Annotated in this window: 16 protein-coding genes; 10 read left to right on the forward strand and 6 right to left on the reverse strand. The window is 69.2% G+C overall.

Features of this window, described 5'->3' with window-relative positions; translation table 11 throughout:
* Positions 1-2 precede the first annotated feature (2 nt).
* From J0I99_RS07035 to J0I99_RS07045, 3 genes are all read left to right on the forward strand, one after another.
* The gene (locus tag J0I99_RS07035; RefSeq protein WP_291396817.1) at positions 3-1,145 is read left to right on the forward strand and encodes a cytochrome c peroxidase; all 1,143 of its coding nucleotides are present in this window, start codon (positions 3-5) and stop codon (positions 1,143-1,145) included.
* A 1-nt stretch (position 1,146) separates the two neighbouring features.
* Entirely contained in the window at positions 1,147-1,887 is a 741-nt protein-coding gene (locus J0I99_RS07040) for a hypothetical protein (protein ID WP_291396818.1), read from the forward strand.
* An 89-nt stretch (positions 1,888-1,976) separates the two neighbouring features.
* Complete coding sequence (locus J0I99_RS07045) at positions 1,977-3,215, forward strand: cellulase family glycosylhydrolase (RefSeq protein ID WP_291396820.1); 1,239 nt, start codon at positions 1,977-1,979, stop codon at positions 3,213-3,215.
* Here J0I99_RS07045 and J0I99_RS07050 read toward each other — a convergent pair.
* The 3 genes from J0I99_RS07050 to J0I99_RS07060 all read right to left on the reverse strand — a co-directional run bounded on the left by J0I99_RS07050 (position 3,209) and on the right by J0I99_RS07060 (position 6,817).
* Positions 3,209-4,627: a hypothetical protein gene (locus J0I99_RS07050; protein WP_291396822.1), complete on the reverse strand. Its 1,419-nt coding sequence runs from the start codon at positions 4,625-4,627 to the stop codon at positions 3,209-3,211. The two genes, J0I99_RS07045 and J0I99_RS07050, sit on opposite strands and share 7 nt — an antisense overlap.
* Positions 4,628-4,637: 10 nt before the next feature.
* Entirely contained in the window at positions 4,638-5,621 is a 984-nt protein-coding gene (locus tag J0I99_RS07055; protein WP_291396824.1) for a GNAT family N-acetyltransferase, read from the reverse strand.
* Positions 5,622-5,713: 92 nt separating this feature from the next.
* Positions 5,714-6,817, reverse strand: a complete 1,104-nt coding sequence (locus J0I99_RS07060) for a glycosyltransferase family 4 protein (RefSeq protein WP_291396826.1) — start codon at positions 6,815-6,817, stop codon at positions 5,714-5,716.
* Between the two features lie 168 nt (positions 6,818-6,985).
* Here J0I99_RS07060 and J0I99_RS07065 point away from each other — a divergent pair, with 168 nt between their 5' ends.
* On the forward strand, positions 6,986-8,425 hold the full coding sequence (locus J0I99_RS07065; protein WP_291396828.1) for a lipopolysaccharide biosynthesis protein: 1,440 nt from the start codon (positions 6,986-6,988) through the stop codon (positions 8,423-8,425).
* A 95-nt stretch (positions 8,426-8,520) separates the two neighbouring features.
* On the opposite strand, the gene J0I99_RS07070 is transcribed toward J0I99_RS07065, so the two are convergent.
* Together J0I99_RS07070 and J0I99_RS07075 are read right to left on the reverse strand one after the other, a co-directional pair.
* On the reverse strand, positions 8,521-9,636 hold the full coding sequence (locus J0I99_RS07070; protein WP_291396830.1) for a glycosyltransferase: 1,116 nt from the start codon (positions 9,634-9,636) through the stop codon (positions 8,521-8,523).
* Between the two features lie 5 nt (positions 9,637-9,641).
* On the reverse strand, positions 9,642-11,258 hold the full coding sequence (locus J0I99_RS07075) for a GumC family protein (protein WP_291396831.1): 1,617 nt from the start codon (positions 11,256-11,258) through the stop codon (positions 9,642-9,644).
* Between the two features lie 212 nt (positions 11,259-11,470).
* On the opposite strand from J0I99_RS07075, the gene J0I99_RS07080 reads away from it, so the two are divergent.
* From J0I99_RS07080 to J0I99_RS07105, 6 genes are all read left to right on the forward strand, one after another.
* Positions 11,471-12,736: a nucleotide sugar dehydrogenase gene (locus J0I99_RS07080; protein WP_291396833.1), complete on the forward strand. Its 1,266-nt coding sequence runs from the start codon at positions 11,471-11,473 to the stop codon at positions 12,734-12,736.
* A complete protein-coding gene (locus J0I99_RS07085; protein ID WP_291396835.1) occupies positions 12,733-14,007 on the forward strand; it encodes a glycosyltransferase family 4 protein in 1,275 nt (424 codons plus the stop codon). The genes J0I99_RS07080 and J0I99_RS07085 overlap by 4 nt, the downstream gene beginning before the upstream one ends.
* A gap of 3 nt (positions 14,008-14,010) precedes the next feature.
* A complete protein-coding gene (locus J0I99_RS07090; RefSeq protein ID WP_291396837.1) occupies positions 14,011-15,990 on the forward strand; it encodes a heparinase II/III-family protein in 1,980 nt (659 codons plus the stop codon).
* An 85-nt stretch (positions 15,991-16,075) separates the two neighbouring features.
* Positions 16,076-17,371: a VpsF family polysaccharide biosynthesis protein gene (locus tag J0I99_RS07095; RefSeq protein WP_291396839.1), complete on the forward strand. Its 1,296-nt coding sequence runs from the start codon at positions 16,076-16,078 to the stop codon at positions 17,369-17,371.
* 96 nt (positions 17,372-17,467) lie between these two features.
* Positions 17,468-18,925, forward strand: coding sequence for an exopolysaccharide biosynthesis polyprenyl glycosylphosphotransferase (locus tag J0I99_RS07100; RefSeq protein ID WP_291396841.1), 1,458 nt, complete (start codon positions 17,468-17,470; stop codon positions 18,923-18,925).
* A gap of 13 nt (positions 18,926-18,938) precedes the next feature.
* Entirely contained in the window at positions 18,939-19,415 is a 477-nt protein-coding gene (locus tag J0I99_RS07105; protein ID WP_367115359.1) for a VanZ family protein, read from the forward strand.
* 59 nt (positions 19,416-19,474) lie between these two features.
* Here the strand turns inward: J0I99_RS07105 and J0I99_RS07110 are convergent, their stop codons facing one another.
* Entirely contained in the window at positions 19,475-19,666 is a 192-nt protein-coding gene (locus J0I99_RS07110) for a DUF2934 domain-containing protein (protein WP_291396843.1), read from the reverse strand.
* Positions 19,667-19,773: the final 107 nt, after the last annotated feature.

The following is a 19,773-nucleotide window of genomic DNA, read 5'->3' on the forward strand; positions in this document are numbered from 1 at the left end:
CCATGCGCAAGATCGTCGGCATGGCCAGCGCCGCGGCGCTGGTCGCAATCTTCGCCCTCGCGCAGGTGGTCAGCGCCGGCGGTCAGGCCGGCGGGTGGAACGCGGAACAGCGCCAGCGCATCGCCTCGCTGTCGCTGGCCGCGCTGCCGCCAATGCCGGCCGATCCCTCCAATGCGGTCGCCGACGATCCGGCGGCCGCGGCGCTCGGCAAGCGGCTGTTCGCCGACACGAGGCTCAGCGCCAACGGCAAGGTGGCCTGCGCCACCTGCCACGATCCGGACAAGCAGTTCCAGGACGGCCTCGCCGTCGGGCACGGCGTCGGCACCGGCAACCGCCGCACCATGCCGATCGCCGGCACCGCCTACAGCCCCTGGATGTTCTGGGACGGCCGCGCCGACAGCCAGTGGGCCCAGGCGCTGGGGCCGCTCGAGAATCCGCTGGAGCACGGCAGCGACCGCGCCTCGGTCGTGCGGGTGGTGGTCGAGCACTACGCAGCGGACTATGCCGCCGTGTTCGGCGCGCCCGTCGAGGCGCAGCCGGTCGATCGCGTCTTCGCCAATGTCGGCAAGGCGATCGCCGCGTTCGAGCGGACCATCCTGCCCGGCGGCACGCGCTTCGATGCCTACGCCGATGCGATCGGCCGGGGCGAGGCTTCGGCGCTGCTGTCGGCCGAAGAGACGGCCGGCCTCGGGCTGTTCATGGGCAAGGGCAAGTGCCTCGACTGCCACAATGGGCCGCTGTTCACCGACAACAGCTTCCACAATATCGGCGTTCCGGCGACACCCGACGACCTCGGCCGGATGGCAGGGGCCGCCAAGGTGCAGGCCGATCCGTTCAACTGCCTCGGCCCGTTCAGCGATGCCAGGCCCGAGCAGTGCATGGAGCTGGCCTTCATCAAGGCCGAGGGCGAGGAACTGCGCGGGGCGTTCAAGACACCGTCGCTGCGCGGCGTCAGCGGCCGCGCGCCGTTCATGCATGCCGGCCAGCTGGCCAGCATCGCCGACGTCCTCGCCCACTACAACGCCGCCCCGGCCGCGACGGTCGGGCATTCGGAACTGACGCGGATCAACCTCACGGCCGAAGAGCTGACTGCCCTGGCCGCCTTCCTCGACACCCTCGGCTCCGACGAGCCAAATGGAGACTGAAATGACCACTGTCGTTGCCGAGGCCGCCCGGCCTCGGACCCTGAGGAGCGCCGCCTGGCTGCTGCTCGCCGGCCAGTTGCTCTACATCGCCATGACGCAGTTCCATGCCGGCGGCGATGCCAATGATCATCACGCGATCTTTGCCACCTACGCGCAGAACGCGATCTGGTCGGCCGTCCATCTCGGCCAGTTCGCCGCCATGGCGCTGCTGGTTGCCGGCCTTGTCGCCCTGTTCACGGCGCCGGGCCAACAGGCGCGGGTCGTGGCGCGGATCGGCCTCGCCATGGCGGGGGTGACGCTGACCCTTTATGCCGCGTTGCAGGCCGTGGATGGTGTCGCCCTCAAGCAGGCGGTCGACGCCTGGAGCGCTGCCTCCGTGCTCGAGGAGCCGGCGCGGTTCGCCAGTGCCGAGGCGGTGCGCTGGCTGGAGTGGGGCATGCGCAGCTACGAGGACTTCGCCTTCGGCCTGACCCTGCTGCTGGTTGCGGCCACCGTGTTCGGTTCGTCGCTGCCGCGGCCGATCGCCTGGCTGGCCGGCCTCTCGGGGCTGGCCTACCTCGGGCAGGGATGGATCGCGGGCACCGAGGGGTTCACCGCGGCACAATCGGCGCTGATCGTCGCGGGCTGGGTGTTCAGCCTTGCCTGGATGGCCTGGCTGGCGGCCGTTGCCGCCCGGCCGGGGGGCGAGAGCCGGGTGGCCGAGCCGGGCATGGCGCGCGGCGCTGTCGCGGTTGACGCCTGATACACCAATCCCGTCGATTTTCGGCGGGTGCGAAACCCGGCGTTGGTGGTGCGCGACTAGCCTCGGCGGCGAAACGGAGATTACCGCCGATGCGTCGCCTGCTGCTGTCGCTTGTTGCCCTCATGTCCTGTGCCGCTGCCGGGGCGGCGCCGCTCGAGCTGCATCGCGGAGTGGGGGTGCACGAGTGGCTGAACTGGGCGCCGCTGGCGGCCGACGGCAGCTATCGCTGGCCGCCCTACGGCACGGAAGCCGAATGGCTGACGCGCTACCGGCCGGCGTCGGACTGGCCTGCCGGCGACCCGGTCGCCGCCATCAGGGCGCTGGGGTTCGATTTCGTGCGGCTCACCGTCGATCCCGGCCCGCTGCTCGCCACCGAGGGCGAGCGGCGCCAGGAGGCGCTTTCAGTGCTGTCGGCCGCGGTGCGGCGCGTGACCGATGCCGGGCTCAAGGTGGTGTTCAACCTCCACTCGGTCGACCAGGTTCCGCAATACGGCACGAACTACATCAACGCCCCGGCCGACACGGACGAGGCAAGGGCCTATGTGGCGATGACCGCCGAGGTGGCGCGCATGCTGGCGCCGTTCGCCGATCGTGCCGCCTTCGAGCCCTTCAACGAGCCGCAGCACTATCCGTGCGACGCGTCGGGACCCGACGACTGGCAGCAGTTCATGGCGGCGAGCGTCGCGGCCATCCGCGCCGTCAGCACCAAGTTGACGCTTGTCGCCACCGGGGCGTGCGGCGGCAGCGTCACCGGCCTCACCGACCTCCGGCCCGCGTTCGACGATCCCAATATCCTCTACAGCTTCCACATGTACGAGCCGCACCTGTTCACGCACCAGCGGCCGTCCGAGGGGCACGACTTCGCGTCCGGCCTGCCGTGGCCGGCGAGCGCCAGCTCGCCCGAGGCAGTGGTCGCGGCGCTGCGGGCGCATATGGATGCGGCGGGGCTCGATGCCGGACAGCAGGCGCGCAACCTCGATGCGGTGCGCGACCCGATCGCGAAGTACTTTGCCGAAGGCTGGGGCCAAAGCCAGCTCGAGGCGCGCATCGGCGCGGCCGTCGACTGGGCCCGGGCCCACGACATTCCGGCCGGACGGCTGTTCATGGGCGAGTTCGGCGCCATGCTGATGCCGCCGGACGGCACGATGGGGGCGTTCCGGGCCGATCGCGACCGCTACATCGCCGCGGTGCGGAGCGAAGCCGAGCGCCATGGCATCGCCTGGTCGATCTGGGAATACGCCAACCCCTGGGGGATGAGCGTCATCGAGCCGCTGGGGCCCGCAGTGCCCGACCGCTCCATGCTCGCCGCCCTCGGCCTTGCTCAGTAGCGCGAAATATCGAGCCGCTGGTCGATGAAGGCGCGCTTGCCCGAGCGGCCGGAGCCGAGGGTCGCGACCCGCTCGACGTCGAACGCGATCCGGCCCTGGGCCCGGATCTCAAGGTCGCGCGCGATGTTGAGCGCGTCCTGGTGCGTGCCGTCGGGTGAGGGGATGTAGCGGATCGTGCTCCTGCCGGGCGTGTCCTGGTAGAACTGGTACTCGTCGACGCCCTTGAAGAAGCGCGGGCTCTCCGGGGTGAAGTCGACCGTCACCAGACGGTTGCCGTCGGCGGTGATCAGGAAGCCGGGCTTCCTGCGCGGCGCCAGGTCGCGAACCTTGAGGCGCTGGCCGTTGGCGTCGCCGGGCAGCTCCACGAGCGTGGCGCGATCCTCGGTGTCGTAGCGGATGAACGGCATGCCGGTCGAGAGGAACCCGGTGCTGACGAGGCGTCCCTCGACACCCGGCGTGGTGATCCGCTGGCCGTCCTCGTCGACCAGTTCGGCGAGGCCATAGAGCGGGTTGAAGGCATAGACATCGGGCTCGCCCGACAGTTCCTCGGCGAACGCCGCCTTCTCGCTCAGGCCATAGAAATGCGCGATCTTCGCATCGCCGAAGGCGGCCTCGATGGTGCGGCGCTGGTGCGGGTAGAGCGGCTCGGAGATCGGCATGACCCCCAGGATCGGCAGCCGCGGCCGGCGGCGCAGCTCGATCATGTGCCGGCCCATCACCTCGATCGCCGAGGGGTAGCCATAGATGTAGCGGACCTGGTGCTTGTCGATCAGGTCGACATAGAGGGCGACGTGCTCGCGCAGCAGCGGGAAGGCGGAGACGCGCAGCTCGCGCATGGCCGGGTCGTATTGGTGCAGGATCTTGCCCTGGTTGTCGATGCCGACGCCGCGCAGCACGACCTTGGCGTCGGTCTCGGTGAAGCCGCAGCGCGTCCAGGTGTCGCTGATGAAGGCGATCTCGCGGACGCTGCGATCCTTGTCGAGGTAGAACGAGAACGGCTTCTCGCCGTTCGAGCCGCTGGTGTCGCCGCGGTCCACCTGCGAGCGGGGCACGGCGAGCACGTTGTCGCCGGCGGCCTGCAGCTGCTCCTTGCGCAGCACCGGCAGCGCCAGCAGATCGTCGAGCTCGAGCCTAGACAGGTCAAAGCCGGTGCCGAGCGCGCGATCGATCAGTTCGCGGTAGAACGGGCTGCCGGCATGCGCCTTGGCAAGGAGCGCGCGCAGCGCGGCCAGGTGCTCGTTGTTGGCAAAGGCGAGGTCGGTCTTGGCCCGCTCGATGCGCTGGCGCCACAGGCGATAGGTCGAACCATACTTGGCGCTGGTCGGCACCAGCGACAGGACCGGCGCCAGCGAGCGGCGTAGCAGGGCGGGGCTGCGGACATAGGCGCCGCGGGCAACATCCATCAGGCTCATGTCGGTCCCCCTAGAAGAAACTCATCCACTCGCCGGCGAGCTCGTACTCGACGGCGTTCATCGTGCGCTTGAACTGGGTGTAGCCGTCGCCTTCCTTCATCCCGCCGACATCGAAGGTCCGGACGCCGCGACGGCGCATCTCGCGCATGATGTTCCACATCAGGAAGTTGCCGGCATTGACCTTGCGGCCATCGGGCCCGAACCAGCCGATGTGGTATTCGGCGTGCGTGCCGAAGCGCGCGACGCTCATTCCGGCAACCGGCTTGCCGCCATGGAGCAGCTGGAACACCAGCATGTCCTCCGGGCTGGCGGCGCGCATGGCGCGGAGCAGGTCGGCATCGACCGCCCGGAAGCTCTTCTCCGCCATGTTCTCGGCATGGCGCTCCAGCATCCATTCGAAGCTGGCGTCATCGCTGGCGATGCGCAGCGTGGCACCGGCGGCCTCGGCCTTGCGGTAGCGGTTGCGGAAGGCGGAACTGAAGCTCGCCCAGATCGATTCCTCGCTGCCGGAGACATCGATCCGTCCCGAGCGCCAGGACAGGCGGCGCTGCATGCGGAATCCGGCGCGGCGCAGCAGGGCGTCGCTAGCCGCGCTCATCGGCAGGGCGGTGGCCACCAGCAGCGGGCCGCGCCAACGGCGCAGGGCGCGATAGACGCCGACGATCGTCGCGTCGGACGGCGCCGGCTCGAGGAAGACCGGCCCGCGATTGACGCGGCTGCCGAGCCGGATGCCGAAGCGGCGCAGTTCGAGGATGGTCGCGAAGGCGACCGCGGTGGTGCCGCGGCTGAACACGACGCGCTTCGGCGTCCACCCCTTGGCCGCCTTGCCCTCGCCATAGGCGAAACCCTGCACCAGGTGCGGGGTCGGGCTGGCCGCGATCAGTGCGTCCCATTCCGCCTTGCCGGTGGTGGCGCGCAGGCGGATTGCCGGTTCCGCGCCGGTGGCTTTCGCGGCGGCGGCCGGATCGATCGTGGTGGTGGCGTCCAAGGTCATCTGCAATATCCCAACGCGGCCAGTCACTTGTTGCGTCAGGGTCGGTAGTAGCCCGGGGCAACGGAACTGGGAAACAAAAGGTTACCGTAATATTAACGAGTGGCGCCGACCCACACGTCCTGCATTGCTTTCGCATAGGGCTCGAGGTCGAGGCGCTGGCGATGGAAGCGCCGGGCCGCCTCGCCGAGGCGGTGGCGTAGCGCGGCGTCGGTCACCGTCCGCGTCAGCGCGTCGGTCAGGGCATCGACATCGCCGGGCGGCACCAGCAGGCCGGTCTCGCCGTCGGTGACGATGTCCTCGACCGCGCCGACCGGCGTTGCGACCACGGCGAGCCCGGCCGCCATGCCCTCGATCACGGAAACCGGCAGGTTCTCCGCAAAGCTCGGCAGCACGAGGATATCGGCGGTCGCGATCAGCTCGGCCACGCCTTCGGGGCCGACCCAGCCGGGCAGGTCGACGCGGTCGGCGAGGCCATATTCCGCAGTCTTCAGGCGGGCTGCCTCGACCTCGCCGTCGCCGGCAATGGTGGCGCGCCAGCCCGGCAGGTGCTCCATGCGCTTCAGCGCCTCGCCCAGTTGCGGCACGCCCTTGCGCTCGCCGATGCGGCCGAGGAACAGGATGTGCACCTTGTCGCCACCGCCGCGATGCGGCAGGGCCGGACGGGCGCTGGCATTGGGCAGCACGACGATCCGGTCGGCCGCCTCCGGCGCCTGGCCGGCGACGAACTCGGCCCACACGCGCCCGAGCACGATGATGCGGGCGGCGCCGGCAAACATGGCGCGCATGCGGCGCGACAGCCCGACAGATGCGCCTTGCCAGAACTCGCGATAGTCGGCGCCATGCAGGTGGATCACATAGGGAATGCCGAGGGCGCGGCAGCACGCGGCGATGACCAGCTTGCGATAGGTGCTGCCGACACTGGCGAGGTTGATATGCACCACGTCAAGCCGGCCGGCGGCCTTCAGCGCCGTCATCCTTGCGAGGAAGGCGCCGAGGTAGAAGGGCGAGGTCGCGATGTGCCCGGGGCCGCGGGTCGCGGCGAAGCGGACATGGAGGCGCTCGTCGGCATCGAGCGCGAGCTGGCTGCGCAGCGAGGCCATGACGCGGTCGATGCCGCCCTGGTCGGTTCCGGGGGTGGCGACGAGAACGTGCATGGTGGTCGGGTCGATCAGGCGCTGCAACATGACGATGGTCATAGATCGCGCGGCCAAAACGCAGAAGCGGACCCTGCAAAGAAGGTTTATATGCGCAAACTTGGATACAATTGCTGCTATTCACCTTACACGGCTGATTAACTATCCCCGGACCCCGTGCGGGCGTAAGCCGTGCCGCGACGTCCATGCGGCATGTGCGGAAACGCTCCGGTGCTCCTCAGATCTACTCTCATCTACGCCCCGGCGATCCTGTTCACCCGGCTCTCGGCGCTGCTGCTGCTGGTCGTCGCCACGCGGCTGATCGACCAGACCGAGTACGGCCTGCTGACCCTCGTGGTGACAGTCGGCGAGCTCACCGATTCCGCCGTCACCAACTGGCTGCGCATCGCGCTGCTCAGGCTGGGCGGCAAGGACGAGGTCAGCCGCGGCAGCCTGATGCTGGCCGGGCGCGTGCTGGTGGTGACGACGCTCGTCGGCATCGCGGTTTCGGTCCTCGCTTCGGGGGTCGTGGCGCCCGAGCGCTGGACCGATTTCTCCATCGCGGTCTCGACCTATCTCGTCGTCGGGGCGGTCAGCCGGCTGGCGCTCACCGTGCTGCAGATGCAGCAGCGGCATCGAACCTACGCCATGCTCGAGTTCGGGCGGGCCGTGCTGCAGCTGATCCTGCCGGTCGCCGCCATCCTTGTGGTCAAGGACAGCTTCCTCGTCGTCTCGCTGGCCGCGTCGGCGGCAACGCTGCTGGCCGGGCTCGCCGCGCTGCGGCTGGTTCTGGCGCGCACAATCGACGGGCCGGCGCGCTTCAGCCATGGCGAGCTGTTCGCGCTCGGCATCCCGCTGATCGCGCTCGCGGTCGTCGGCTTCGGGCTCAACAGCGCCGAGCGCGTGCTGCTCAAGCTCTACTACGACGCCGGCGCCGTGGCCGTGTTCGCCGCCGCCTACGCGCTGGCGCGGCAGCCGATCGATACCATCGCCAATGCCATCAACATGGGTGGCTTCCCCGAGATGGTGAGCCGCTTCGACCGCGACGGACCGGCCGCCGCCGCCGCCTTCCTGTCCCGGCAGATGGCGCTGCTGGCGCGGTTGAGCTTCCCCGTGGCGGCCCTGCTGATCGCGCTCAGCACCGATATTGCCGACCTGCTGCTGCCGGCCGACTATCACGGGCCGGTCGGGCAATTGTTCCCGCTGATCGCGCTCGCGGTGATCGCGGGCAATTTCGCGGCTTTCGTGTTCCAGAACATGATCCACGCGCACAAGCGGCCGTGGCTGCTCATCCTCACGGCCCTGCCGGGCTCGGCGGTCACCATCGTGCTGTCGATCCTCGCCATCCCGCCGCTCGCCGAAGTGGGCGCGGCGCTGGCGCTGGCCGGTGGCGCGCTCGCCAGCCTCGCTGCCGCCGTCGCCATCGCCCAGTGGCTGACGCCGATCCCGATGGCCTGGCGCGACCTCGCGGCGTCGGTCGGTATCGCGGTCGCCACGGGTATTGCCGCCTTTATCGCCAGCGCGCTCCTCGGCGAAGCCTGGCCGCTGTTCCGGCTCGCGGCCGGCGGCATGGCCGGCGGGCTGGTCTTCCTCGGCCTCAACGCGCTGGTCCACCCGCACGAGACGCGGGCCCTCGCCGGCAAGGTCAAGCTCAGGCTCGGGATCGCCTGAGGTCCCAGCAGTCAGGCACTTCCCCTCACCCTGTCCCTCTCCCCGCCGGGGAGAGGGTTGGGGTGAGGGGAAGTGCCGCTCAATCCTCATCCAGGTCAGCCCAGAAGCGCCTCGTAGGCGTCTCCCACCACCGGCAGCTCGAACGCCGCGGCGCGGGCCTTCAGCACGTCGGGCGGCAAGGGAGCGTCCAGCACCTTGCCCATCGCTTCGGCCAGTGCCGCTGCATCGCCGATCGGCACGAGCGGGCCGAAGCGGCCGTCCTCGAGGATCTCGCGCGGGCCATGCGGCGCGTCGGTCGAGACCACCGGCACCCCGGCCGCCATCGCCTCGATCAGCACGTTGCCGAAACCCTCGGTGATCGAGCTCAGCACGAACAGGTCGGCTGCCGCGTAGCATTCGGCCGGGTCGGTGACGTAGCCGGGAAACAGCACGCGGTCGGCCAGGCCGAGCGCTTCCGCCTCGGCCTTCAGCGGCTCGAGCAGCGGCCCCTCGCCGAAGATCACGAGCCGGGCCGGGCGCATGGCGACAAGGCGCGCAAAGGCCTTGAGCAGGGTCGACTGGTCCTTGACCTCGGTCATGCGGCCGGCGGTGACGATCACCGGGCCTGCACCCATCGCATCGAGCGCCGGCTGCCAGGGGTAGGTGCGCGGCGGCTGCGTTGATATCGGGGGCAGGGGATTGTGGATCACCGCCACCTTGCCGGCCGGCATGCCGTGCGCGACGAGGTCGCGACCGACGCCGGCTGAAACCGCGATTGCCTTCGTCGCGCGCGCCGCGACGATCGCGGTCAGCAGGCCGGCAAGGCGCGAGCCGAGGTCGTCGGTGCGGTGATTGGCAGCGGCGTGAAAGCTCGGGAAGAACCTCGCCCGGCTGAACGACAGCGCGAGCGCCAGCGCGGTGACGAGGTTGGCGAATTCGGGCGCGCTGAACACCGCGTCGGGCTTAAGCCGCCGATAGAGGCCGATGCTGCGCAGCAGCCCGCGGATGGTGCGCGGCTTGCCGAAGCGCCCGCCCTCCGAGACCGGCATGCCGAGGTCGACAAGGTGCACGGCGTCGGAGCGAAGCCTGGCGTTGGGGCCTTCGCCGTTCCACACGAACAGCGTCACCGCGTGGCCGCGCGCCGCCAGCTCGTTGGCCATCAGCACCCAGACCCGCTCGGCGCCGCCGCCCCTGAGGCTGGGGACGTGGAAGACGATCCGTTTGCCGCGCATGAGGATCAGGCGGCGAGCGGAGCCGTGGCGGCGCGGCGCTGCGGCTTGTTGCGCAGGTCGCGCCAGATGCCCAGCAGCACGGCGATCACCATGCCGAAGATGAACCCGCCCACGGCGCCGGCGATGAGCAGGATCACCGTCTTGGGCGGCGACGAGCGGTCGGTCGGCGGCACGGCGGGGGAGATGACGCGCACATTGGTGGTGTCGATCTGCTCGCGCTCCGCCACCTGCTTGGCCCGGCTGAGGAAGGCCTCGTAGATCGTTGTCTTGCTGGTCGCGTCGCGTTCGAGTTCACGCAGCGCCACCAGCGCCTCGTTGTCCGAGAACACGTTGCCCTTGAGGTCCTCGACCCTGGCCGTCAGGGCGGCAAGGCCCGACCTGGCTTCATCGAGCGTCACCCGGGCGGCCGAGACGATGCGGCCGATCTCGGCTCCGAGTTCGCCCTGCGCCACGGCCAGTTCGGCATTGAGCTTGGCGATGGTCGGGTGGCGCGGGCCATAGACCATCGACTGGCTGTCGAGCTGCGAGCGCAGGTCGGAGATGCGCGAGCGGACGGCGGCGAGGGCGGCCGACGCCTGGGTGTCACCGGTCGAGGCATTGGCGCCCGCCGCCACCAGTTCGTCGTAGCTGGACTGCGCGGCGATCACCCGGGACTGCGCTTCCACCACCTGGGTATTGAGCTGGGTCAGCGTCTGGCTGCTGGTCAGCTCACCCGAGCTCGAGGTGAGGTTGTGGTCGCGCTTGTAGGCTTCGACCTTCTCCTCGGCGTCCTTGACGGCGGCCTTCAGCTCGTCGAGCCGCTGGTTCAGCGCTTCCGCCGTCCTCGCGGCGCCGGCCGACTCGGCGGTCGCCAGCTCCTCCTGGAACGCGGCGACGATCGCGTCGGCGATGCGCACCGATTTCTGCGGGGTCTCGGTGGAGACGACGAGGGTGGCCACGAAGCTCTTCTCGTCGGCCACGGTCGACACCTTCTTGCTCAATGCCGCGAGGGCGGCAAGGCGCGGGTTGGGCTCGGCCTTCTCGCGGGCGCCGAACGGCAGCAGCGACGACAGCGAGAACCCTGGGGTCGGGTCGTAGAATTCCTCGTCGGCGACGAGGTTCAGGTCGTCGACGACGCGCGTCAGCACATTTCCGGAGGTGAGCACGCGCAGCTTCGAGCCGGCGTTGAGCAGCGCGGAATCGGCCTGGCCGGGCTGCTGGAACAGGTCGTCCGACACCACCTGCAGGTTGGCCGGGTCGATCATGATGTCGGTCGAGACGGTGTATTTCGGGGGCCCGAACACGCCATAGGCAGCCCCGGCAATGGCGCCGGCGACGGCAAGCGCCAGCGCGAGCCTGGTGCCGCGGCCCAGCCAGGTGAACAGCCGGCCGAGGTCGAGTTCGAGGAAGTCGCCGATCCTGTTGAGCGTCACGGTCGCCACCGGCGCCGCCTCGGGGACCTCCTCCACCGGCAGCGGGACGGCGGCCGGGGGTGTGAACCTGCCTTGGGCCGGTCGTGCGACGCTGTGCAGCCGGGCCAGCACCGCGTCACGGGCACGGCCGATATCGCTGTCGAGCTGGGCGAAGGCGCGGGCGCCGGAGCGGCTGGTCCCGGCGATGGGGCCGTCGGTGACCTCGGACATGGCGTTAACTTCCCGTTTTCCAAAAGTGGCCGGTCGGCCCGCTTATACACCGCAGTCCGCTTACGGCTGGTGGAATGGGTTTTTTTGGTTAAGTCGCAGGTCAAATAGATACAAGTTTACGCATTAGGATTAACTGATGGTTCGGGATGCACCGCCCCGCCCCGTTCGGTTAAACCGCAGTTAACGAGTTCTATAGCGTGGCGGTGCTTTCGATGAAAATTGCAGTCTTTGGGCTTGGTTACGTCGGAAGTACAACTGCAGGGTGCCTGGCCAGCCAGGGACACCACATCATCGGCATCGATGTCAGCGAGACCAAGGTCCGCGACTTCGAGGCGGGCATCCCGCCGGTGCTCGAGCCGGGGCTGGACGACCTCCTCGCCGAAGCGCGCGACAACGGTTTGCTGCAGGGCTCGACCATCGTCGATGGCCTGCTCGACGATGCCGACCTGGCTCTGGTCTGCGTCGGCACGCCGAGCGCGCTGGACGGTTCGCACAACCTCAGCCACATCGCCGAAGTCACCCGCCAGATCGCCACCGGGGTGCGGCGCGACCGCCAGAGCCGCCTCACCGTCGCCTACCGCTCGACCATCCGGCCGGGCACCGTGGACGGGCTGATCGCCCCGATCTTCCGCTCCATCCTGGGCGAGAACTTCGGCGACCTGATCGAGCTGGTCTACAACCCGGAATTCCTGCGCGAGTCCTCGGCCATCGCCGATTTCTTCAACCCGCCCAAGATCGTCATCGGCACCGTCGACGGCCGGCCGTCCCCGACCATGGACCGCATGCACGAGGGCCTGCAGGCGCAGACCTTCCATGTCGGCTATCGCGAGTCCGAGCTGACCAAGTTCGTCGACAACTCCTGGCACGCGGTCAAGATCGCCTTCGCCAACGAGATCGGCCGCATCTGCCAGCAGCTCGACATCAGCGCCACCAAGGTGCACGAGATCTTCGTCTCCGACACCAAGCTCAACCTCTCGGCCTACTATACCCGGCCGGGCGGGGCCTTCGGCGGCTCGTGCCTGCCCAAGGACGTGCGGGCGCTGCAGCACATCTCCAACGACATCGGCGCCAACACCCACCTGCTCGACGCCATCCTCAAGACCAACGAAGCGCACAAGCACTACCAGTTCGACCAGATCGTGCGGCAGCTGCGGCCCGGCGCCCGGGTGCTGATGCTCGGGCTGGCCTTCAAGGCCAACACCGACGACCTGCGCGAGAGCCCGAACGTCGACATGGCGCGCCGCCTGATCACCGCCGGGTTCGACGTGTCGATCTACGACTCGGCACTCGATGCCAGAAAGCTGGTCGGCCAGAACCTCGGCTATGCCTATTCGCAGCTGCCCAAGATCGGCGAGCTGCTGATCGATCGGGACGAGGCCGAGACCGGCGCGTTCGACCTCGTAATCGCGGCCAATGGCCTGCAGCGCGGCATTGCGCTGCGCAGCGACAACGTCGTTGACGTGAGCACCATCGCATGAGCCTCGTCGCGGAAGGATCGCTCGAGTCCGAACTGCTGCTCGCGCCCGGGCGGACCAGCGAAGCGCTGGTCGATGCCCCGCTTGCAGGCAGGAAGGTGCTGATCATCGTCGAGAACCTGCCGGTGCCGTTCGACCGGCGCGTCTGGCTCGAGGCGACGACGCTGGCCGGGGCCGGGGCGCAGGTCAGCGTCATCTGCCCGATCGCCAAGGGCTTCACCAGGCGCTACGAGCAGATCGACGGCGTCCACGTCTATCGCCATCCGCTGCCGGCCGAGGGCAACGGGCCGCTCGGCTACCTCAAGGAGTACAGCGCGGCCCTGTTCTGGGAGACGCTGCTGGCCTTCAAGGTGCTGCGCGAGCGCGGCTTCGACGTTATCCACGCCTGCAACCCGCCCGACCTGATCTTCCTCGTCGCGCTGCTGTTCAAGCCGTTCGGCAAGCGCTTCGTGTTCGATCACCACGACATCAATCCCGAGCTCTACGAAGCCAAGTTCGGCCGCCGCGACTTCTTCTGGCACCTGATGGTACTGTTCGAGCGCATCACGTTCGCGCTTGCGGACGTATCGATCGCCACCAACCAGAGCTACCGCCAGATCGCGATGGAGCGCGGCGGCATGCCGTCCGGCGACGTGTTCGTCGTGCGCAGCGGGCCCGACCTCAACAAGATCAAGCCGGTCGCGCCGAACGCTCGCTGGAAGAACGGGCGTCGCCACCTCGTCGGCTATGTCGGGGTGATGGGGGCGCAGGAGGGCGTCGACCTGCTGCTGCAGTCGGTGCACCACATCGTCGTGCGGCAGGGCCGCGACGACATCCAGTTCTGCATCGCGGGCAGCGGTCCGGAACTCGAGCAGCTCCGCGCGCAGGTCCGGGAGCTTGGCATCGCCGACTACGTGACCATGCCCGGCCGGATCAGCGATGCCGACCTGTTCGAGATGCTGTCGACCGCCGACGTGTGCGTGAACCCCGATCGCGTCAACCCGATGAACGACAAGTCCACGATGAACAAGATCCTGGAATACATGGCGTTCGGCAAACCGGTCGTGCAGTTCGACGTCACCGAGGGGCGCTATTCCGCCGGCGACGCCTCGCTCTATGCGCGGCCCAACGATCCGCTCGACATGGCGGTCCAGATCACGGCGCTGCTCGCCGACCCGGCGCGGCGCGCCCGCATGGGCCGCATCGGCCGCGAGCGGGTGGAGGCGCGCTTCGCCTGGACGCACCAGGTGCGGCCGCTGGTCGCCGCCTATAGGCGGGCGCTGAAGGGGAAATAGGCGATGTCGCTGGGTTGGTATCTCAAGCGGCTGCAGGCCATGAGCCCGGCCGAGCTGGCCCACCGCGTGGGCGAAAAGCTCGGCAAGGTCGTCGCGCGCAACCGTCTCGAGGGCTGGGCGCGCTATCCCGGCGCCGAGGTGAAGCCGCTGCCCGGCTTGTGCCAGCGTGTCCTTGCCGCCGCAACGGCCGGTGACCGCGAGCAGGTGCGGCAGGCCGCCGAAGGCGTGCTTGCCGGCCGGTTCGAAGCGCTTGGCGTCGACTGGCCGCCACGGCAGCCCGATGACCTGTTTCCGCCCGAGTTCTGGCGCCTCGACCCGGTGACCGGCGGGCTGTGGCCGGGGGCCGAGCGCTATTGCTTCGACATCCCGTACCGGCACGAGCGGGCGCTCGGCGACGTGAAGTATGTATGGGAGGCCAATCGGCTGCAGTTCCTGCAGCCGCTCGCCGCGCATGCGCTGCTCGCCAACGATGGCCGCAGCCTTGCCGCGATCGAAGCGGCCATCGCCAGCTGGCATGCCGCCAATCCGCCGTTTCGCGGGCTCGGCTGGAACTCCGGCATCGAGCTCGCGCTGCGCGCGATCTCGCTGCTCGTCGTGGTGACGCTGGTCGGCGATCGCCTGTCCGCCGCCTGCCGTACCCAGGTCGGGAGCATCCTGCATGCCAGCGCCTTGTGGCTCCGCCGCTATCCGTCGCGCTTCTCGTCGGCCAACAATCACCGCGTCGCCGAACTGGCCGGCGAATTTCTGATCGGGCTGGCCATGCCCGGCCTGCCGTTCGCCCGGACGATGGCGACGCTCGCACGCCGCCAGCTGGGCGATGAAACGGCCCGGCAGATCCTCGCCGACGGCGTGCCGGCCGAACAGTCCCCGACCTATGGCGCCTTCACCGCCGAGTTCGTCCTGCTCTGCGCCAGCGTGGCGCGCGGCGGCGGCGAACCGTTCCCGGCGCTGGTCGGCGAGCGGCTCGATGCGTTCGCCCGCTTCATCGGCTGGATCCAGCTCGACGACGGCACCGTGCCCGCCATCGGCGACGACGACGACGGCCGGGTGCTGACGCTGGGCGAGGTCGAGCCCGCCTATCCCGGCTCGGTCGCCAATGCGATCTCGGTCTATGCCGGGCAGGGCGCTCCGACGGCCGTCGCGCCGGATTTCCGCGGGCTGCTGCTCGGCCGCAGCGTCACGCCCGCCCGGGCGCCGCAAGGCCAGCGGCTGTTCGCCTCGGGCGGCTATTCGGTGGTCAACCGCCAGGTCGCGGGCCGCCGGATCGGCCTCGTGTTCGACCACGCGCCGCTCGGCTACCTGTCGATCGCCGCCCATGGCCATGCCGATGCCTTGTCGATCACGCTCGCGGTCGACGGCCAGCCCGTGCTCGTGGATCCCGGTACCTACCTGTACCATTCGGGCGGGGCTTGGCGGGACTGGTTCCGCGGCACCGCCGCGCACAATACGCTCGCCGTCGCGGGCGCCGACCAGAGCATCATCGCGGGCGCCTTCAACTGGTCACACAAGGCGAGGGCCCGGCTCGTCCATGAGGAGCGGGGCGAGCCCTGGAGCCTCACCGCCAGCCATGACGGCTATCGCCGGCGCTTCGGCGTGCTGCACCAGCGCAGTCTGGTTGGCACCGATACCGGCTTCAGCATCATCGACCGGCTGCTTGGCGCCGCCGAAGGCCGCGACGCGGAAATCGGCTTCCAGCTGGCGCCCGGCCTCGTTGCGGCGCGCGCGGGGCGCGAGGTGGCCGTTCGCCGGGGCGACGAGACCGTCCTCACGCTCGTCTTCGAGCCTGGGGACGTGCGCATCGAACGGGGCGGCGAGGGCGGCAGGGGCGGCCGGATCTCGCCGCGCTTCGGCGTCCTGCTGCAGGCCGACCGCATCGTGTGGAGCGGCCGGGTCGATGGCGTCGGACGGACCGTAGCGGTGCGTCTCGCGGCGGTCGCGGATCGGACCCCGGTCCGGCGCCGGCTCGAGGCCGCCGGGGGTTAAGGATACCGCCCGGTTCCGCGCGTCGCAGCCGCTCACCCATGGTACTTCCGGGCGATCACTCACGCGCCTGAGGAGACGGCGAGCCTTGAGCCATTCGGCGATGACAGCAGGGTCGACGGGCGACAGCGCGCAGCGGGCGCATGCGGTCTCGTTCGCCCTGTTCCTCGCCACGTTCCTGGCGCTCGCGGTTCGCATTACCGTGTCGCCGGCGCTGCTTGATCGCGTCTACGACTATGTCAGCCAGGGCGGGGCGTTCTACGAGAAGATCCACGTCGGCACCTACCTGCTGGTGCTGCTGGTGCCGGTGGCGCTGCTGAGCCGGCCGGTCTTCCTGCGCGGCGAGGAGATCGTCAAGTTCCGCGACCTGGTGCGCTTCACCGGGCTGCTCGGCCTGCTGATCGTCTTCCTCGTCGGCACCGGACGGGCCGGGGCGATCGGCAACCTCGTCGACACCTATTTCGTCGCCGGTGCGACCGGCTTGATCCTGCTGGCCCAGAACCCGTCCTACCGGCGGCTGCTCGGCGACGCGGTGATCCTCATCAACCTCTTGAGCGCGGCGATGGGCCTGTTCGAGGCGACGACCCATATTCGCTTCTTCCCCTATTCCGAGGGCGAGGCCGCCTTCCGCCCGATCGGGCTCGCCGGCCATCCGCTGACGCTGGGGCTGCTGTGCGCCACCACCATGGCCTTCGTGCCGCTGACCGCCTGGAAGCCCTGGGTCCGGATCGCCGCCATGCTGCTGCTCTTCGTCGCCACCGCCGCGGCCGGCGCGCGCCTCGCCCTGATCGTCGCCACGCTCGAGGTGCTGGCGCTGGTGCTGATCGTGCCGAGGCACTCGCTCAACCGCCCGGCCGAGCGCAAGGCCAAGCTCGCGGTGCTGATCCTCGTCACCTTCGCCGGCGCGGCGCTGTTCGCCGTCCTCGCCGCCGGCGGGCTCCTGTCCCGCTTCTCCGAGGGGCTGGCCGACAAGAACGTGCTCGCCCGCACAAACATCTACCAGGTCTTCGACTACGTGGGCTGGCAGGACGTGGTGTTCGGCCGGGACATCACCGAGATCACCCGAATCGTGAACGACAAGCTGCACCTGCCATTCATCGAGTCGGCGCCGGTCAATCTCACCTTCCAGCTCGGTCTCGTGCTTGCCATTCCGTTTGCGCTGCTCGTCGCCTGGCTCATCCTGCGGCTCCTGCGGCGCCAGCCGCGCACCGCCTGGATCGGTACTGCGGTGTTCCTGCTCGCCGCGCTCTCCAACAACACGCTGAGCGAAAAGACCGGCGTCGTCACGGTGCTGGTGGTGCTGCTCGTCGCCTATCTCGAGGCGGTGCCGGGCCAGGCCGCGCGGACCCCGGCCGGCAGGCCGCGGACATTAACCTCGTCTTAACCAGCGGCTTTGGCGACCCCGGTCGGCGTGCTAGTCCGGTTGCACTTCGCGGGACCCGCAAAGTCCTGCATTGCCAGCAATTCGAGGCAGTCTTCCGTGGCGCATGACGAGGCTATCTACACCGGCACCGAGCGGCGGCAGGCGCGACGGATCATCGCCAACAACAGGGCGCTGTGCTGGGCCTTCGGGATCGGCGAGGGACTGCTGGCGGCGCTTTTGATCCTCGGTCCGGCGCTGGTCTACCACGGCACGTTCCTGCACATGGACCTGGCGGAGATGCCGCTCGGCTTCTATCTCGCCTATGCCGGCATCGTCGGGCTCATCCACGGCGGCTCTTCGGCCGTCTCGGCGGCGCGCTTCCTCGAGCGCGAGCGGCATCCGCACCTGATCCTCACCGAAAGCGTGCTGGGCTGGACAGCGGCCTTCGCCGTCGCGCTGTTCGTCGCCTTCCTCGTCGGGACGGCGGGCGACCTGTCGCGCGTGTCGCTGATCTCGGCCTATGTGATCGGGCTGCCGACCCTGCTGCTGGCGCGCAGCGCCGGCTATGCCGCGCTCACCGTGCGCATCCGCGCCGGCCGGCTGCAGTTCCAGAAGGTCGCCGTCGTCGGCGCCCGCTCGGATACCGTGCGCTTCCTGCTCAACGGCAACCTGTGGAAGGCGGGCTACCGCCTCGCTGGCACGCTCTATACCGACGACGCGCGCGAGGCCGACGGGCGCGTCAATCGCCCGGCCATCGTCGAGTTCGCCCAGCAATGGGTGGCCAGGGGAGCCGAGTTCATCGTCATCGTCGGCGACATCGGCGACATCGACGGGCTCGAGCGCATCGCCAACGAGCTCAAGCGCTACGCCATCAACGTGGTCTGCGTGCCGGCCACCGACAATGTCAGCTTCAAGTTCCTCGACGTCGTGCCGATCGGGCCGAACAACGCCGTGCGTTTCCTCAAGAAGCCGATGGGCGACGGCTCGGTGCTGCTGAAGCGGGCGCTCGACCTCGCCGTGGCCGGGCTCGGCCTGCTGCTGGTCGCGCCGCTGCTGGTCGTCGTCGCCCTGCTGATCAAGCTCGACAGCCCCGGCCCGGTGATCTTCCGCCAGGAGCGGCGCGGCTTCAATGGCGAGACCTTCCACATCTGGAAGTTCCGCTCGATGCGCGTCACCGAGAGCGGCCGCGACATGGTGCAGGTGCGTGGCGCCGGCGACAGCCGTATCACCCGGATCGGCGCCTTCATCCGCCGCACCTCGATCGACGAGCTGCCGCAGCTCATCAACGTGCTGCGCGGCGAGATGAGCCTCGTCGGCCCGCGCCCGCATGCCCTCGTGCACGACGACGAACTCGGCGAGCAGCTGGCCAGCTACGCCCACCGCCAGCGCATCAAGCCGGGCATCACCGGCTGGGCGCAGGTCAACGGTTATCGCGGCGAGACCTCGACCTTCGAGCAGATCGAGGGGCGCACCCGGCATGACTTGTTCTACATCGACAACTGGTCGATCTTCCTCGATTGCTGGATCATCGTATTGACCGTTTTCTCGGCCAAGACCCGGCGCAACGCCGTCTGACCGGGAAACGCCATTGCTCCGCCGCCTGCTGCCGATCCTTGCCTGGCTCCTGCTGGCCGCCATCGCCTTCGTGACGCTGTCCCCGATCGGGTTCAGGCCGGAGAGCGGGCTGTCGCCCAACTACGAGCGCTTCGCGGCCTTCGCCGCCGTCGGGCTGATGTTCGCGCTCGCCTATCCACGGCATATCTGGCTGGTGCTGCTGCTGGTGCTCGGCGCCGCCATCGCCTTCGAGGCCCTGCAACTGGTGACGGCCGGCCGGCACGGCCGGTTGTGGGATCTGGTCGTCAAACTGCTGGGCGGCGGCATCGGCATCGCGGCCGGCGCAGTGCTGCGGTGGGTGTGGACGCGCATGGTGGGACTTGGCGATGCAACCTCGCCTGGTCTCACCATCCGGCCCTGCAGTTCACCACCGGGTCATCCCCGCGAAAGCGGGGACCTCTGTTTTGGGAGGCGCCATCGCAAACGGAGGTTCCCGCTTTCGCGGGAATGACCCCGTGTGTGTGGTGCGCGCTCGGGGGCCTTTGCCCGGCGCCGCCTGTCGATGCCGGCCTACTCCTCCTTCGGCTCGTCCTTCAGCCACTCGTCGAAGCGACGTTCGCGGCGATGCTGGTCGAGGGCCCTGAGGTAGTACTCGTCGTGGCGGCCATGCGGGCGACCGTCCTGCTCCCACAGGAAATACGCCGTCCGGCGCACCGCCTCCCGGAATGCCTCGTCCTCTTGTGCAGGATTCCCCCTGGTCATTTGCCTCACCTCGGGCACGCTTTGGGCAACGTCGACGGCGCCTCGGCGGTTGCATCGCTGCAACAGGATGCAACAGGCTTGTGGCATTTAGACGAAAGGTGGTCTTG

This window comes from Devosia sp., from assembly GCF_017307495.1.
Lineage (GTDB): Bacteria > Pseudomonadota > Alphaproteobacteria > Rhizobiales > Devosiaceae > Devosia_A.

What these genes read in the sequence shown, in the direction of transcription:
- J0I99_RS07035 (WP_291396817.1), top strand. Translation starts at nt 3, where the DNA reads ATGCGCAAGATCGTCGGCATGGCCAGCGCCGCGGCGCTGGTCGCAATC.
- J0I99_RS07040 (WP_291396818.1), top strand. Translation starts at nt 1,147, where the DNA reads ATGACCACTGTCGTTGCCGAGGCCGCCCGGCCTCGGACCCTGAGGAGC.
- J0I99_RS07045 (WP_291396820.1), top strand. Translation starts at nt 1,977, where the DNA reads ATGCGTCGCCTGCTGCTGTCGCTTGTTGCCCTCATGTCCTGTGCCGCT.
- J0I99_RS07050 (WP_291396822.1), bottom strand. Translation starts at nt 4,627, where the DNA reads ATGAGCCTGATGGATGTTGCCCGCGGCGCCTATGTCCGCAGCCCCGCC.
- J0I99_RS07055 (WP_291396824.1), bottom strand. Translation starts at nt 5,621, where the DNA reads ATGACCTTGGACGCCACCACCACGATCGATCCGGCCGCCGCCGCGAAA.
- J0I99_RS07060 (WP_291396826.1), bottom strand. Translation starts at nt 6,817, where the DNA reads ATGACCATCGTCATGTTGCAGCGCCTGATCGACCCGACCACCATGCAC.
- J0I99_RS07070 (WP_291396830.1), bottom strand. Translation starts at nt 9,636, where the DNA reads ATGCGCGGCAAACGGATCGTCTTCCACGTCCCCAGCCTCAGGGGCGGC.
- J0I99_RS07075 (WP_291396831.1), bottom strand. Translation starts at nt 11,258, where the DNA reads ATGTCCGAGGTCACCGACGGCCCCATCGCCGGGACCAGCCGCTCCGGC.
- J0I99_RS07080 (WP_291396833.1), top strand. Translation starts at nt 11,471, where the DNA reads ATGAAAATTGCAGTCTTTGGGCTTGGTTACGTCGGAAGTACAACTGCA.
- J0I99_RS07085 (WP_291396835.1), top strand. Translation starts at nt 12,733, where the DNA reads ATGAGCCTCGTCGCGGAAGGATCGCTCGAGTCCGAACTGCTGCTCGCG.
- J0I99_RS07090 (WP_291396837.1), top strand. Translation starts at nt 14,011, where the DNA reads ATGTCGCTGGGTTGGTATCTCAAGCGGCTGCAGGCCATGAGCCCGGCC.
- J0I99_RS07110 (WP_291396843.1), bottom strand. Translation starts at nt 19,666, where the DNA reads ATGACCAGGGGGAATCCTGCACAAGAGGACGAGGCATTCCGGGAGGCG.